The sequence below is a fragment of the Vibrio mytili genome (genome assembly GCF_000830505.1).
Classification (GTDB): domain Bacteria; phylum Pseudomonadota; class Gammaproteobacteria; order Enterobacterales; family Vibrionaceae; genus Vibrio; species Vibrio mytili.
Genome location: NZ_JXOK01000037.1, coordinates 159622 through 175990, shown reverse-complemented (window position 1 = coordinate 175990; position 16369 = coordinate 159622). Strand labels below are relative to the sequence as shown.

Annotated in this window: 15 protein-coding genes and 1 pseudogene; 12 read left to right on the top strand and 4 right to left on the bottom strand. The window is 43.7% G+C overall.

Annotated features, from left to right (window positions below; all coding sequences use genetic code 11):
- The first annotated feature begins 228 nt into the window (after positions 1-228).
- The gene (locus SU60_RS10845; protein ID WP_041155516.1) at positions 229-468 is read left to right on the top strand and encodes an RNA recognition motif domain-containing protein; all 240 of its coding nucleotides are present in this window, start codon (positions 229-231) and stop codon (positions 466-468) included.
- Positions 469-595: 127 nt separating this feature from the next.
- On the opposite strand, the gene SU60_RS10840 is transcribed toward SU60_RS10845, so the two are convergent.
- Positions 596-1339, bottom strand: coding sequence for a sporulation protein (locus SU60_RS10840; RefSeq protein ID WP_041155515.1), 744 nt, complete (start codon positions 1337-1339; stop codon positions 596-598).
- A 236-nt stretch (positions 1340-1575) separates the two neighbouring features.
- Here SU60_RS10840 and hutC point away from each other — a divergent pair, with 236 nt between their 5' ends.
- The 4 genes from hutC to SU60_RS10820 all read left to right on the top strand — a co-directional run bounded on the left by hutC (position 1576) and on the right by SU60_RS10820 (position 5587).
- Positions 1576-2283: a histidine utilization transcriptional repressor HutC gene (hutC, locus tag SU60_RS10835; RefSeq protein WP_041155514.1), complete on the top strand. Its 708-nt coding sequence runs from the start codon at positions 1576-1578 to the stop codon at positions 2281-2283.
- A 116-nt stretch (positions 2284-2399) separates the two neighbouring features.
- Positions 2400-3650 (top strand): imidazolonepropionase, encoded by a 1251-nt coding sequence (hutI, locus tag SU60_RS10830; protein WP_041155513.1) that lies wholly within the window; start codon positions 2400-2402, stop codon positions 3648-3650.
- A gap of 1 nt (position 3651) precedes the next feature.
- Complete coding sequence (gene hutG, locus SU60_RS10825) at positions 3652-4662, top strand: formimidoylglutamase (protein WP_041155512.1); 1011 nt, start codon at positions 3652-3654, stop codon at positions 4660-4662.
- A 199-nt stretch (positions 4663-4861) separates the two neighbouring features.
- Positions 4862-5587 (top strand): DUF3581 domain-containing protein, encoded by a 726-nt coding sequence (locus SU60_RS10820; RefSeq protein ID WP_041155511.1) that lies wholly within the window; start codon positions 4862-4864, stop codon positions 5585-5587.
- Positions 5588-5796: 209 nt separating this feature from the next.
- Here the strand turns inward: SU60_RS10820 and SU60_RS10815 are convergent, their stop codons facing one another.
- Together SU60_RS10815 and ydiJ are read right to left on the bottom strand one after the other, a co-directional pair.
- Positions 5797-6258, bottom strand: a complete 462-nt coding sequence (locus SU60_RS10815; protein WP_041155510.1) for a methyltransferase family protein — start codon at positions 6256-6258, stop codon at positions 5797-5799.
- Positions 6259-6380: 122 nt separating this feature from the next.
- On the bottom strand, positions 6381-9416 hold the full coding sequence (gene ydiJ, locus SU60_RS10810; RefSeq protein WP_041155509.1) for a D-2-hydroxyglutarate dehydrogenase YdiJ: 3036 nt from the start codon (positions 9414-9416) through the stop codon (positions 6381-6383).
- A 263-nt stretch (positions 9417-9679) separates the two neighbouring features.
- On the opposite strand from ydiJ, the gene SU60_RS10805 reads away from it, so the two are divergent.
- The 7 genes and pseudogenes from SU60_RS10805 (at position 9680) to SU60_RS10775 (ending at position 15691) form a co-directional block, all read left to right on the top strand.
- Complete coding sequence (locus SU60_RS10805; protein ID WP_041155508.1) at positions 9680-10360, top strand: DUF3334 family protein; 681 nt, start codon at positions 9680-9682, stop codon at positions 10358-10360.
- A 149-nt stretch (positions 10361-10509) separates the two neighbouring features.
- Positions 10510-11204: pseudogene (locus tag SU60_RS10800) on the top strand (DUF2786 domain-containing protein).
- 160 nt (positions 11205-11364) lie between these two features.
- Positions 11365-12033, top strand: coding sequence for a YiaD family glycine zipper/OmpA-like lipoprotein (locus SU60_RS10795; protein ID WP_041155507.1), 669 nt, complete (start codon positions 11365-11367; stop codon positions 12031-12033).
- Positions 12034-12104: 71 nt separating this feature from the next.
- On the top strand, positions 12105-13070 hold the full coding sequence (locus SU60_RS10790) for a J domain-containing protein (RefSeq protein WP_041155555.1): 966 nt from the start codon (positions 12105-12107) through the stop codon (positions 13068-13070).
- 175 nt (positions 13071-13245) lie between these two features.
- Positions 13246-13431: a hypothetical protein gene (locus SU60_RS10785; RefSeq protein WP_041155506.1), complete on the top strand. Its 186-nt coding sequence runs from the start codon at positions 13246-13248 to the stop codon at positions 13429-13431.
- Positions 13432-13944: 513 nt separating this feature from the next.
- Positions 13945-14337 (top strand): SulA-like leucine-rich domain-containing protein, encoded by a 393-nt coding sequence (locus SU60_RS10780; RefSeq protein WP_041155505.1) that lies wholly within the window; start codon positions 13945-13947, stop codon positions 14335-14337.
- Positions 14338-14587: 250 nt separating this feature from the next.
- Entirely contained in the window at positions 14588-15691 is a 1104-nt protein-coding gene (locus SU60_RS10775; protein ID WP_041155504.1) for a phosphoribosylaminoimidazolesuccinocarboxamide synthase, read from the top strand.
- A gap of 181 nt (positions 15692-15872) precedes the next feature.
- On the opposite strand, the gene SU60_RS10770 is transcribed toward SU60_RS10775, so the two are convergent.
- A complete protein-coding gene (locus tag SU60_RS10770; RefSeq protein WP_041155503.1) occupies positions 15873-16250 on the bottom strand; it encodes a hypothetical protein in 378 nt (125 codons plus the stop codon).
- Positions 16251-16369 lie beyond the last annotated feature (119 nt).

The window sequence follows — 16369 nt, the reverse complement described above, 5'->3', positions numbered from 1 at the left end:
TATATGCGATATGAAATCATGGACACTGTATTAAGTCGCTACTTTATTCTGATATTGCCAGCAAACGTGGGGATGACAACTGGTTATGTATTTAATGCCGTCCCTTGAATAAAAAACGAAACAACCTTCGATAAGCAAGCGTTGGTGGTTATGATTACCTTCATATTTTCTTGGTTTTTTTTGACTTACCTGCGACACTTAGGCTGCATTTTATATTAGGCAACCATTATGAAACTTTTAGTTCGCAATCTTGAGCGTTCAACAACAGAACATGAAATTCGTGTTCTTTTTTCCGCACACGGCACCGTAACAGAGTGCAACTTGGTATTAGACCAAGAAACAGGTTTATCAAAAGGTTTCGCGTTTGTCGAAATGCCTGACGAAAGTGAGGCTAAAGCAGCCGTGAAAAACCTAAACCTTTCAACTGTCGCTAAGAGCAAAATCCGAGTTAAAATCGCTCAAAGTTAACCGATTGAAAAGCGAATACGCTGTCCTTCAGTCCTGTACGGGCAGCGCACAAATCAGTACCGATATCGCCTCATAGCGTGGATATCGGTACTTCTCTGCTCCTCAGCTTACCAGTGCATTCGCTTACTTATAAACTTAAGATAGGCGAGATAGCAGACGATACTTGTGCATCTGACGCATTGATGGGGAGAGTAAAAGAACGGTACTGATCGCCAGCTAGACTTAATGCTCGGTCAACCTCGGCTAAGCAATGGATCACCTGCCCTTGTAAAATAAAGGAAAGCTCAATTTCTTTCATGGTAACGAAGCCATTGTTGCGAAACTCGAGTTCCTGATAAACCCCAGAACGTGAAGTGAACGCTCCCCCACGCAAAAAGCCTTTTTCCACATCCGCTTTTACCATCGTATAGCCCGCTTGTTCTATGGCCTGAATAACACGTGAGGCCACAGGTAAAGGTTTGACTTCGATGTAATCACGATCACGTGGATCCATGGCAAAGTCGATATCTAACGTGGTTTCTAACCAAACGTGGCATTGATTTTTTAATGCATTGACCAGCGTTATCGGCGTTTCGTCGTGCAACTTCAACTGAAATGGCACTTGTTTCTCTTCATTGGGTTGAATCACAAAAGGCTCTACCGCTTTAAGCTGGTCAATAGTAAATGTTTGATAACTCACACTATCATCCACTTCTACTTTCATTTCGGTATTCAGCTTAATGGTGATCGCATCTATTTTTTGCTCAATGTCACCGCCTGTAATCTGGACATACCCTTGTAACGTTGCGCCTTGGTAGACACTCATTTCTTGTAAAATGGTATCCACTTTTGCAGCCCCAATACCGAGCGATGCTTTTAATTTTTTGAACATGTCTTACCTTATGTGACTTTATGATTTTGATTTGTGTTTCTTGTTTACACAATTGTCATGTTTGCTTCAAGCAATACAACTCAAGAATACGGGGCATTTCGAGCTTCACTTTAGCACTGCTCGTCTCTTGATACGTGAGTCATGCTCATTGAAGTATACCCGGAATAGTGAACGAAAGAGTTGCAATCTACAGGTAAAGCAAGCAGTATTTGTATAGTCAAATAAAAGGAATCCGCATGTCCACACCACTTTACCAACAAATAAAGCAATTTATACTCGAAAAAATCGAGTCACGAGAATGGGAAGTGGGACAGCGTATCGCCACAGAACTCGAGTTAACCGAGATGTTTTCTGTCAGCCGAATGACCGTTAACAAAGCGATTCGAGATCTAGTTAACGAAGGCAAGCTGCAACGCCGTCCAAGACTCGGCACGTTTGTTTGCGAGCCTAGCGAAAAGTCAGAGTCGCCTTTACTAGACATTCGTAATATTGCTCAGGAAGTTCGTGACCGAGGATGCCAATATCAAAGCAAAGTACTCCAGCAAATCACCATAAAGGCAGACGATAAGATTGCAACCAAACTTGGTGTCATGCTTGGCACACAAGTATTCTATAGCGAAATCGTTCATTACGAGAACGGCACACCCATTCAACTGGAACTGCGTTGGGTAAACAGCCAGTACGCACCAAGCTACCTAAAACAAGACTTTACGCAAATAACGCCTAATCAATATCTCTCAGATAATTGCCCGCTCAGTGCAATTGAACACACGGTTGAGGCGATTGTTCCAGAAAGCCGTATTAAGCATGATTTAAACATGCAAGCGAATGAACCATGTCTACTATTAAACCGAAGGACCTGGAGCCAAGATAAATTGGTCAGTACCGCACTTCTCTATCACCCGGGCAACAAATATAAACTCAGCTCAAAAGTGCTTCTTTAACAAACACTGACTTGTACGCTGTGATCACACTTTCTTACCACGATTATTGTTAAAGGTTTGGTTTTACCTTATTTAATTGTATATACATTTATAACATAAACGAACAGGATACAAAAATGGATTTGCTGATTGAAAATGCACGTCTGGTTACCATGACACCAGGAGAAACTGGCTATCAACCCACCCCCCCTGCTCGTGTAGGTATTCAATCGGGAAAAATCGTTGCCATAAGTACACGATGCAGTGGTGAGGACAAGCCAGATACCGAATCACTCTTGTCTCCTCAACATTACGCTCAGACACTCGATCTACAAGGTATGCTAATGATGCCAGGCCTCATCGATTGTCATACTCATCTTGTTTATGCAGGCAATCGCTCGAATGAGTTTGAGAAGCGCCTGAATGGTGTACCGTACCAAGAGATTGCCCAGCAAGGTGGTGGCATTTTATCTACCGTCAATGCGACAAGAGCAGCGTCAGAAGAACAGTTAGTTGAGCTCGCGCTTCCTCGCTTAGATGGGTTATTAAACAGCGGTGTAACGTCTATTGAAGTGAAATCGGGTTATGGATTAACACTCGAGGACGAATTGAAAATGCTTCGTGCGGCAAAAGCCTTGGAATGTGAGCGAAATGTGAAGATAACAACCACGCTGCTCGCCGCTCATGCCGTGCCACCTGAATTTACTGGTCGTGCAGACGACTACATCGCACATGTATGTCAGGACATGATTCCGTTAGTTGCAAAAGAAAACCTCGCCACCAGCGTTGATGTGTTTTGTGAATCCATCGGCTTTAACCTTGAACAAACCGAAAAAGTCTTCACCGCGGCAAAACAACATGGTTTAAAAGTTAAAGGTCATACAGAACAGCTTTCTAACCTTGGAGGCACCGCTCTTACAGCACGCTATAATGGTCTTTCCGCTGATCATATTGAGTTTCTCGATGAGGACGGTGTTGTTGCGTTGGCTCAATCAAATACCGTTGCGACGCTGCTTCCTGGCGCATTTTATTTCTTAAGAGAAACGCAATTACCACCCATTGATTTATTGAGAGCACACAACATCCCGATGGCGATCGCAACGGATGTTAACCCAGGCACATCGCCATTTTCAGATTTGACGTTAATGATGAACATGGCATGTACTTTGTTCCGTCTGACTCCCCAAGAATCTCTACGCGGCGTAACTCAGCATGCAGCGAAAGCTCTTGGCTATGGGACAACCCGTGGGGTTATTGATGTGGGCTACGACGCAGACTTTTCTATTTGGGATATCGAACACCCTTCAGATTTAAGCTATCAAGTCGGGGCAAAACGTCTGATAGGACGTATAGTCAATGGTGAGTATATTGCGCATGGAGACCGTTAACATGTCACAGTCTGATCTACACAATCCTCTATTTCATTGGCAAGGCCGTCAAGACCCTGAAGACGGAAAACTTGGTCAACGCGTTCATCATGTCATCCAGCACCTGTCCACCAGCGAGCTGGATACAGTAACACAAGGGGTTTCAGTGGTGGGCTTTGCTACTGATGCAGGAGTGGCAAGGAATAAAGGTAGAACGGGAGCGAAAAAATCCCCCGATCTTATCCGCCGTGCTTTAGCAAACCTTGCATGGCATAACGACGCACCGCTCTATGATTTGGGCACCATTGTTTGTGAGGATGACTTACTGGAAGAAAGCCAAGCACGTTGCGCGAAGGTCATTTCAGAAGCCCTTCCCCACACCCCTGTTGTCGTGCTGGGAGGTGGACACGAAATTGCTTGGGCGTCATTCTCAGGGTTAGCCGAGTATTTTAAATCTCATCATCCAGAGAAAAAGCCGAAAATCGGTATCATCAATTTTGATGCACATTTTGATTTACGTGCTTTTGAAAGTCCACTGGCAGATGTGAAGCCGAGCTCGGGTACGCCTTTTAATCAAATTCAGCACTTTTGTCAGAACAATGACTGGTCTTTCCATTACGCATGCTTAGGCGTTAGCCGCAGTAGCAATACACAAGCATTATTCCAAAAGGCAGATGAACTTAACGTCTGGTACGTTGAAGATCATCAACTCAGCTATTTAAACCACAACGATCATCTGATGCAGCTACAACGTTTTATCGACGATTGTGACTATCTCTATCTCACTATTGATTTAGACGTATTCCCTGCGGCAACAGCTCCAGGGGTAAGCGCCCCCGCAGCTCGTGGGGTGAGTTATGACATCATCTCGCCGTTCTTAGAGAGAGTTCTTCACTACAAAAATAAGCTGATGCTAGCCGACATCGCAGAGTATAACCCGAATTACGATATCGATAGCCAAACCGCGCGATTAGCGGCTCGGTTGTGTTGGGACATCACCACCGCACTAGCAGACAAGCAACACAAAGCGTAGAACCTCACTAGAAAAGTACACCTTAGTCTCATTTATACTCACGTTAAGCTCCACATCAATGTGGAGCTTTGGTCTATACTTAAAGGCAATGAAAGTAAACGAAACAACGGTTATAATCGATAAATTGTCACTGGATGGACCATTGGCAAACCCCGTTTCGCATATAATCCCTGACAGTTATGGTTACTACGTATAAATTATGTTTCTAACACCTTATTTTTCAAACACTAATCACCAATTTCAATTCACTCGCGAACAAGCTAGCCACTTTGCTAAGCGTGTAGCGGGTGATTTCAACCCTATTCATGATGAAGATAACAAGCGCTTCTGTGTTCCTGGCGACCTACTCTTTGCAGTTTTATTAAGCAAAGAAGGCATCAGCAAAAAAATGCGTTTTAAGTTCTCAGGTATGGTAAGCGATGGTGTTGGTCTGCATATCGAAAATAAGTGTGAGAAAGAAAGCGCCGTGATTGATGAGGCGGGCAAAGAATATTTGCATATGTCTCGTGAAGGCGAAACCAATCACGATGCAGCGTTTATTGAACACGTTGTCACAAACTACGTTCAGTTTTCTGGGAAAAACTTCCCACACATCATGGTTCCTCTCATGGAAGAACAACAAATGATGATCAACTGCCAGCGTCCATTAGTGATTTATGAAAGTATGGAAGTTGAGTTTTCTCGCCTTGATCTCACCCACCCAGAAGTAGAATTTACAGGCGCAACTTTCGACGTTGAAGGTAAGCGCGGTGTCGTTACCCTGAACTTTGCGTTCAAAGAAGATGGCATTGTGGTAGGCACTGGTATCAAGCGTATGGTTGCGAGTGGCTTGAAGCCTTACGACCAAGACGCGGTAGATGATTTGGTTGAACGCTTCCATGCCCGCAAAGACGCATTTTTAGCAAAGTTCACTGAGGCGGCCTAATCAAGGACTGCCCAAATTATAACGTAATTTGAGATTATTCTTGCGGCGACGATTTAACAAGTCGTCGCAGTTAATCTTTTCTGTAAAGTGATTCCTACTCGTAAAAACCCTCTCTACCAAACGCTTCTCGCTCATCGTGTCCGAATAAACGTCATCGCTTAAAGACCATCTAAACGTCTTTGCACGAGTGCACCTACCTGTACAATCCCCTATATCCAACGGTGCACACGATTTTTATATTTCAGATACTCGTCGCCAAACAATCGCTCTAACGCTCGTTCTTCCGGTTTGATTTGATATCGATTCATATAAGACACAAATAAAATGCCGCAAGGAATAACACTTAAGTGCTCCCACCAGAGCCCCAATGCGATGATCAATAGTAACAACGCTAAATACATTGGATTGCGTGTATACGCAAAGACGCTAGTATTAACGACAGAAGAGGCCGCTTCTGGCTTGACTGGGTTAACTGTCGTCTTTACTTTGCGAAACTCGTACACGCCAGCAATGCCAATAAATCCAGATAAAATAACAAGCGCCGAAACCACGAAGTCGTCGAAAGGCACATGAATCATAAAACCAGGCGTGACTTCTTTCACACAGTACATGATTAGGGTGACCAGTAAAAACACCGCAACAGGTGGTATTTTGAGTTCAAGCTTTCTCACGTTTCAAATCCTTTGCAGTCCGAAGTTATACATTTATAAAGTTGTAAGCGATGAGCCACTAAAAAGCCCAGCGTGACTGGGCTTTATGGCTAGATTGCTATATCAGTGTATTAAGAAGCGAGTTATAGCAAAGTTAATAGCGCTTGCACCGGGTGTTTTGGTTTGGTTCCTTCAAAGCGTTTCACTTGACTTCGACAAGAATACCCCGTGATCAAACACCGCTCGTTATCCAATTTATCTAAATTTGGCTTCCAGCTTAGGTTATAAATGTCTTTAGACATCTGTAACTTGTCGACCTCATGCCCAAAGGTACCAGCCATCCCACAACAACCAACAGGCACCGTAGTAAGCCTTGCGCCAAAGTGGGCAAAAATCGCCCCCCACTCTTTTTCCGCATTGGGAAGTTTGGTCTTCTCAGTACAATGCGCGAACAAGTACCAGGGTTCACTCTGAGTTGAATCCGCTTTGGTAAACTCAGCGAGTCGCGGGTACAACCACTCGTGCGCGGTTAAAACATCAAAGTCACCACGTTTACTGCCCAAAATTTCTTCGTACTCATCGCGATAGCATAGTACTAGAGCAGGATCGACACCGACCATCGGAATATTGAGTTCCGCCACCATAGACAAAAACTTAGAGGTATCCATGGCCGTATCTTTGAACTGTGCTAAAAACCCTTTGATATGCTGAGCTTTGCCATTCGGTTTAAACGGCAGCATCACCGGGTTCATACCCAGTTTCTTTAACAGCTTAACAAAATCTTCCACAACATCCGCATCGTAGTAACTCGTAAACGGGTCTTGAACGATCAAAACATGCTTGTTTCGTTCTTGCTCAGACAGGCCATTTAAGCGTTGCAAGTCGTAAGGCGTGGTTAAAGACTCAATACGCTTTTTCAATGTCGGCACGGACAACAACGGCGCATCCACATAACCGACCGTCGAAGCGGTTAAGCTCTTCACCCAAGATTGCTTTAAGACACCATTGACCACACTCGGCGCTTTCGCCATCAGCGGTAACATGGTTTCAATGTTCGCCACCAAGTAATCCTTCGCCGGACGCTGATAACGTGAATGGTAAATATTGAGAAAACGCGAGCGGAAACTCGGTACGTCCACTTTGATTGGACACTGGCTTGCACACGCTTTACATGCCAAGCAGCCATTCATAGCTTCGTAGACTTCATGAGAAAAATCATACTCGTGACGTCGATTTACCGTATGGCGAACGCGATCGATCATGGATTTAATCGAAGATTTGTTTTCCAGCGTCTGCTTTTCTAAGTCAAGAATATCGATGCCTTGTTCGGTCAACTGACGTAGCCATTCGCGAACTAGACCAGCGCGCCCTTTCGGAGAATGACGGCGATCAGCAGTAACCTTCATCGATGGGCACATTGGTGAACTGGTATCGTAGTTAAAACACAATCCGTTGCCGTTACATTCCATCGCTTGCTTGAAGCTATCGCGGACTTGTACGTCAATCTGACGATCGAAATAGCCACGTTTAGTATCCGTAACCTTAACCAACTCTGCATCACTATTTAACGGCGTACAAATTTTACCCGGGTTCATCTTGTTGTGAGGATCGAATGCGGCTTTCACACGACGCAATTCGGTGAACAACTCTTCGCCGAAGAATTCCGGGCCATATTCGGAGCGATAACCTTTACCATGCTCACCCCACATTAAACCGCCATACTTCGCCACCAGCTTAACGACTTCGTCAGAGATTTCATGCATTAAGGCTTCTTGTTGGGGGTCACACAAATCTAACGCTGGACGCACATGCAATACTCCCGCATCAACGTGACCAAACATACCGTAATTCAGTGATTTACTATCGAGAAGCTGACGGAATTCAGCAATAAAATCCGCTAAGTTTTCTGGTGGTACACAGGTATCTTCTGCAAATGGGACGGGTTTAGCCCGACCTTTTGCCGCACCAAGTAAGCCCACCGCTTTTTTACGCATGTTGTAGATTCGACCAATGCTCGACAAGTCATTACAGACTTGGTACCCGATAATACCGGCCTCTTCACTTTCAAGCATGGTGTCTAGCTTAGCGGTAAGGGCCGCGACTTGTGAGTCGATTTCTTCTTCGTCCTCACCCGCGTACTCAACGATGTTGATGCCCAGCATTTCTTTATTCGGTACATCCGTGATTAAATCGCTCACCGTATGCCAAACAATATCTTGTTTTGCTAGGTTAAGCACTCGGGAATCCACGGTTTCCACTGACATTGCGTTCGCTTGTACCATCAGTGGCGCATTTCGCAATGCCGCGTCAAAACTGTTGTACTTCACGTTCACCAAAGTACGTACTTTCGGAATCCGAGTGAGGTTCAGCTTAGCTTCCGTAATGAATGCTAATGATCCTTCCGCGCCACACAATACGCGAGTAATATCAAAACGGTCATCGTCTTCATTCAGCGCATTTTTAAGATCATAACCGGTTAGAAAGCGGTTTAACGGTGGGAACTTGTCATTAATTTGTTGACGCTTTTCTCGGCATACGGATTCAGTCACATTTAAAGCGGTTGCCGCAAACTCGCCTTCGCTAGGGAAACCATGAGACAGGTCTGACTCTAAAATTGAGCCATCAGCGAATACGGCTTGCAATGACAGAACATGATCTGACGTTTTTCCGTATTTCAGCGAGCCCTGACCTGAGGCATCCGTATTGACCATACCACCGATCGTGGCTCGGTTACTGGTTGATAAGTCCGGAGAGAAGAAATAGCCATAAGGTCGAACTGCATCATTCAATTGATCTTTAATGACACCAGTTTGAACGCGTACCCAGCCTTCTTCTTCGTTAATCTCCAACACTTTGTTCATATGACGAGATAGATCAACCACCACCCCTTTGGTCAGTGACTGTCCATTGGTTCCAGTACCACCACCGCGCGGTGAAAAAGTGACTCGTTCGTATTTTTCTTGGTTGCTGAGTTTACCTATCAGCGCAACGTCTTGTGTCGTTTTAGGGTGAACAACTGCTTGAGGAAGTTGTTGGTAGACACTGTTATCGGTAGCGACTGCTAGTCGACTTGAATATTGGCTCTCGATATCGCCAGTAAATCCTACTTGTTCAAGTTCTTTTAAAAACTTGAGAACGAGCGGGTCAACATCAGTTTGCGAGTGTAATCTTGGTAACATTTGCTTCCTGCCCCTACGGCACTGATCCCATCAGCTACGGGTTATTTAATTATTTTGCGCATTCTACACCCTGGCTTTTGCTAACGCTGAGTGACGAGCAAAGGAGCAAGAATGGCGGGATATTCTTTGAGTCATGTAACTTTACAACATTTAAAAAAGCGATCAAATCAGAATCTCACAACAATAATTAAACTTAAGCTTTATTTTTTTAGGTGTGATGCCGTACATTGGGTGAACACAGTATGTCTATATGAGCTTTCAGAATGAAAAAAAATAAAATAGTGACAACGGAAGATATTCTTCTAAAACTTTGCCAGTCGGTGTCTGGCGTTTTAACTTCAGCCACCTCCTCTCAGGTAAACTATTCCGCGATGGTGCAAAAAATCAATAAAACGAGTCTCAAGCCTGACTTTGGTTGTTTTGTTCTATTTGATGGTGGGTTTACAGGTTTAGTGGTAATCAACTTTACGGCAAAAGCCGCGTTGGAAATTTACACCAACTACATGCGTAACATGGGCATGCCAGAAGATGAACTGGCGATTTCACACACCTCTGATGAAGTTGGCGATGTACTTGGAGAGCTCATGAATCAGTTAGTGGGTGATTTTACCAACAAAATCCGCAAAGAACTGCAAACCAATATTACTCAAAACCAACCAAAAATGCTGGCACTAAACAAACAGGTGATATTGCAAGTTGATACTAACCTTGATCGTCCTCAGGCGCGTCGTGTGACCTTTTCTACTGAAAACAACAACATCTTTTATCTCGAGCTTGCCATGGATAAAACTGAGTTTATTCAATTGGAAGAATTTGAGATTGCCGAAGACGAGAGTCCTGATGACATTTTAGAAGCGGCTCGTAAAAACATGGCAGAAAAAACGTCTGTCCCATCGAGCAAAAAAGACGATGCCGATGACTTGCTAAACCAACTGGGGCTATAGCCAACTATCATTCTCATCTAGTCACCCACAGCGCGGCTTTGTTAAGGATGTTGTGGGTGCTGATCGAACCACTCCTGTATTTCGTTTTTGTGTCAAAAAAGGTAATATGTCTGACTTCTTAAATTTTCTGTTTTCGTTACTGGTTGTCGATGGATAAACAAAAAGCTCTGAAAAAAATCGCCAAGTGCTTAGAACTGGGCAATTCCGCCAACGTCAATGAGGCAGCAAACGCCATCAAGATGCTCATCGCCTGATGCTCAAATATGGTCTAGATAAAGACGATATTGAGTTTATTAAGATGGGGAAGACACAATCTTCTCACTTGTTGCCAGCGAATATTAGCTCGACCCTTTTACGCGTAATACGCGGAATCAATACCAAGTTTGGCGTTGAGGCGGTATTGCTCAATCACAAAGGGCTTAAACGTGTTGAGTTTATCGGTGAAGCCGATCGCGCCATCTTTGCTGCATTTGCATTTGATATTATCTACCGCGAAATGAACGAGAGCACTGGACAATTCCGTAACAGTTTTGCAGGCAGCGGCACCTCTTCACCGGAAGTAACTCGACGCGTGAACTCGTTTGTTTCTGGTTGGGTTGAGGGTGCCATTGAAAAACTGCCAGTGATCACGCCAGATGATGAGTCAGCAAACAAAATCAACGACTACATTGATAAAGAATTTCAAAATATCGATCGCGAAACCTTTAAGAAACAACTTAAAGAAGCCATGAAAAACCTGACTGCAGATTATGAAGTTGGCCTTAAAAAAGGAAGAAAGGTTTCCGTCAACCGCGGCGTTGACGGCGCGCAAGCACGAAAAATGCTCGATACTCCCTCCAAATAGGCTACCCTTTAATTTGAGCCAGCCTCGTAACCGGAAGCGTTAAGAGAATCTCGTACTTTTCTTGTCGCTTCTTACTTTGGCTTAACATAAATCAAAAACAACTCGTTAATAATCGACTTCAATAATCGCATTTGCCTTATTTTTATATGGAGATTTACCCTTGAACAAGGTGTCTATTGCGCTGGCTCTTGTGCTAGCACTTACTGGCTGTCAAGCCACTCAACGTCAAAACGCAACAACGGGTGAGTACGAAACCAACTCTACAACACTCGGTGCCATTACCGGTGCTGTGGCTGGTGCTGCTATCGGCTTAGCTACTGGTGATAACGCTAAAGAGCGTCGCCAACGGGCATTGATTGGTGCCGCTGCCGGCGGTGCTACAGGAGCTGGCGTTGGTTACTATTTTGATCAACAAGAAGCTGCGCTGCGCCGTGAATTGAAAAATTCTGGTGTTCAAGTACAACGTGTTGGCGAAAACCAACTACTACTTCGTATGGAAAACGGTATTGGCTTTGACACGAACTCTTACCAATTAACCTCAAGCATTCATAATACGCTTCGCGGTGTCGCTCGTATCTTGGTTGAATATCCAGATACTAGCCTAGTGATTGACGGCTACACTGACAGCACAGGTCGTGAGTCTTACAACCAATCCCTTTCTGAACGTCGAGCTGAATCAGTTCGTCAATTCCTAGTCGGTCAAAATGTCGCAGCAGGCCGTGCTATTGCACGTGGTTATGGCCAACGTAACCCAATTTGCTCTAACAAGACAGCGGAAGGTCGTGCTTGCAACCGCCGTGTAGAAATCCAAATCTTGCCACTGAAGTAAATTGGTTGCACCATAGCAGGTAATATTCAGAGTTAACGGAGCGGGCCTAGTTATACTAGGCCTACATGCCTATGCTGTTAAGAGCTATTGCCCTTTTACTTACTGTCGTTTTTTATTTTGGTGGTAGTAGTTTCGCATCCCAAATGCCGACAACCGCTCAGAAGCAATTCGAACGTGCGCAACAACTCGCGCACGCTCCTAATGCTGATTCACCAGCCGACATCCGCTACTTGCTGAATCAGTCAGCACAGCAAGGTTACCTACCCGCTCAAAAACTACTAGCACAAGATTTTGCTTCGGGTGAACACGGTCCGATTGATAATACACAAGCGATCTACTGGCTAGCGTCAATCGCCTTAAACGATCCTGATGATCATGGTTACTTATTCGCACATTTTCTTGCTCACAAACAAAACAATCTAGATTCTTCTCACTTGATCGAAGCTTGGTACCAACTTGCAGCGTTAAACAATCCACAAGCGGAACAAGAGTACGCTCATTACCTAGAACAACGCTTTAACCAACTAAGAGAACGACAAGTCTCTGAAATAAAAGCACTTGATGAAGCCACCCAATCGGCAAAAGCTCCCCAATCAACCTCTCTGGTTAGTCTGAGTACAGATCAACTTGGCTTATGGCTAGCGGCTGGAGCCGCCGCTCTGCTGATCGGCGGCAGCGGATTGGTTTTTTACAAATATACGCATCATATTAAGCTTACAAAAGAGACCAACCAAGCGGCAGAACTTGCGATCAGAGTGAAAGAGCTGACATACGCGAATAAAAAGCTTAAACGTCAGTTAGAAACAATATTCAAAGAGTTTAAACAAACTAAAAAACAATCTGATAACCACTCTCTTGCTATCGCCTGTGCCATGTTCGGTTACACACCGCAAACCATTCCCAACACTCAGGCGATAAAACTTCGCTATCGCCAACTATCAAAACTTTACCATCCTGATGCCAAGGGCAGCGATGCGGAAATGACGCGTCTCAATCAAGCATTAAAAACCATTTTACAAAATGTTACACAAAAGTAATTTTCGACATACATAATTCAGCCCATGGCTTATGACCCCCGCAATATTGAGATTCGCAAACGATCTCTCTCTCAAATACGTTAACAGACATTTAACTTCCCATTCTTTTTCAGCAATAATGCTATCTGTTGAATACACCTAACGACTCAAATTTAACTAGGTGGGGAGAAAATCAATGTTCACTAAAATCGGCAACTGTGATTGGTGCAAAAAAACAAGCCTCGTAACTCGTCTTGACTACTTAGACGGTAAACACAATAGCTCGTGCAAAGCTTGTTATGACATGGCTAAAATTGACGTTCGCTTATTTAATCAAGGCGAGATTCAAATGCGTGAACGCATGGCGCAAAAAGCAAGCTAACTCGTTGTAACATCAATGGACTGATTTTAAATGCGCCTTTTATAAGGCGCTTTTAGATCGTGGGGTGCTGACTTCTCGAATAGGTCTATTACCCCGTTGCTCTTCATGAACACGCCCCGTTGACTTCTACTCTCATCGACAGCCTCAAGGTTGACGATTCCGTCATAACGCCCTCTCCTGCTCACCTAACCTGTCATCGAGATAAGAAAAAGCCAAGACGCTGTACCTTGCTAATTCAAAGCTCAGCTAACACACGCTGTTTTCGGTTAGACCACTGTATATACAGTGGTTCTTATGAGTAGATATCCCATCAATAATTCTATTTTCGTCACATTTTCCAATCATTATCAAACTTGTCACATTCAAAATAATAGCGAGAAAAATCAATAATATAAAAATAATAGCGAGAAAAATTAAATCAATATATGAGGAGAAATTGTATAAAAATTGGTTGATCAGGTGGCCAAAACAAACTACTGTATACACATACAGCATGTATAAAGGAACAGTAAGATGCAGTTACATAATCAAACCCATACATACTCACGCTACAATGTGTTGGCTCAAACAACTCAGCCAATGGATGTTTCTGAGCAGCTTCTAATGAAGTTAGCGGTATTATCCCAACAGCCACAATGGATTTTGTATACTGCTGAGTGCCCGCGTCCGGATTTTGACCAACTCACTGCTTCCAACATTTGCTGTAAAAACATTATTCAGATGAAACCCTCTCAGCAGCTTTCCGAGGTAGAAATTGTCATTAAGGCCATTCAATCAGGAAATGCCAGTGCGGTAGTTGCATCCAATAACATCGCCACTATGAATCAATCGATGCTGCGCGATATTGCACATCGCTATCAGTGTGAAGTCTTTTTCGTCGAAGGCAGAGTAAACCAGTACCACTAATTAAGATCGACGTTAACCATCCTGCACTCGCCTCCGATTAAAGGAGGCATTTTTTATCTACACTCAATTAATCTGTCGAAACTCAAGTGTCCACTCAAGTCGAGTACAAACAATTAAGGCAAACGTTTGCTTTTTCTCTGGAGAGTTCAAATAGTTCTGGTATGATGCCCACATTCGATTTATTCAGCCATGACTGCTCGCTGAATATCTTCTCTTTATGACGTTTGATTAAGATGATAGGAATGTCGCAATGAGCCTTGCCAATCAAGTACTTGCCGTCAATGACGACCTGCCAATTCGCACCCATAAACCCGTTCACAGTGGAAAAGTTCGCTCCGTTTACTGGTTAACAGAACAAGACAGCGCGCGCCTGATTAAAGAAAAAGGATACGATGTGGCACCAGACGCCCCATTGGCAATTATGGTGATTAGTGACCGCATTTCTGCTTTTGATTGCATATGGCATGCAGAGGGTGGCCTCCAAGGTGTTCCAGGTAAAGGGGCAGCACTCAACGCTATCTCTAATCATTGGTTTAAACTCTTCAAAGACAACGGACTCGCGGACAGCCATATTTTGGACATCCCTCACCCGTTTGTTTGGATTGTACAAAAAGCTAAACCTGTAAAAATTGAAGCGATTTGCCGCAAATACATTACTGGCTCTATGTGGCGTGCCTACGCAAACGGCGAACGTGAGTTCTGTGGTATCCAACTTCCTGAAGGATTAGAAAAAGATAAAGCGCTTCCAGAGTTATTAATGACGCCATCAACTAAGGGTATTTTGCAAGGTATTCCTGGTGTACCGGAAGCCGATGATGTAAACATCACTCGCCAAAACATAGTCGACAACTTTGACGCTTTTAACTTCTCTAGCGCCGACGATATTGCTCTGTACGAAAAATTGTTAAAAGAAGGCTTTAATGTCATTAGTGATGCGCTAGCCGCTATCGATCAAATCTTCGTCGATACTAAGTTCGAGTTTGGCTACGTGCAGGATGCTGCCGGCAAAGAAAAGCTCATTTACATGGATGAAGTAGGCACACCAGACTCTTCACGAATTTGGGATGCAAAAGAATACCAAGCTGGCAAAATTGTAGAAAATTCGAAAGAAGGCTTCCGTCAGTTTCTGCTAAACCACTTCCCTGATCCAGATATTTTATTAAATAAAGAACGCATGCCAGAGAGAGAAGCGTTAGCACGCGAGAACGCGCTGCCTGTTGAATCTTTGATGGACATATCGAAAACCTACATTGGCATCGCAGAAAAAATTACAGGTAAGACTCTGAATCTGAGCGATAACCCTAAAGCTGAAATCATTGATATCCTGAGCAAGGAATATGGATTGATCGACTGAGTTTTCTGACCAGAACAAATAACTTAGAGCAACAGCAATAACTCAGAACAACAGTAATAAAAAGTCCGCTATGATGCGGACTTTTTCTGTTGGCTTAATAAAATCAAAAAACAGTAACTTGAGTAGCAGAAATCTCCCACATCACTGTGACTGCAAATGTTCAAGAAAAATGCAGACCACATTAAAACTTGATGTTCAAAATATCTTGTTCTGTCGTGTCAACTTTTAGATGACTTCGATTTTCGATGTACTCAATTTGCTTGGCGTCCAATGCATAAGGCATCACAATGCGCAATTCACGCACACCTTCATCCTGCGCTAATCGGGTTAAGCACACCAAGTTAGACTCATCACTTTGACGTGAAGACAACGACTTCAATGCTGCCTCCCATAACCGCTCTTCTGGGTTGATGGAATCTTGTATATTCTTCTTCCACATCAGTCCAAAAATGGGCGCAATGGTGGCGAAAGCTTCGAAGAAGGTCCATTTTTTACTTGCTGTTGCACCTAAAAAGCTGGTGTAGTCAAACTCAATACACGTTTTGCCTTGATGAACCATACGATGTCCTCAACACATTTAATTCAGACAATTCTAATATGATTCAACTATTTCGATATATCAATAGGATATAAAACAATCGTCTTTTATGCCCTAAAATACATGCAAAAGGAAATATT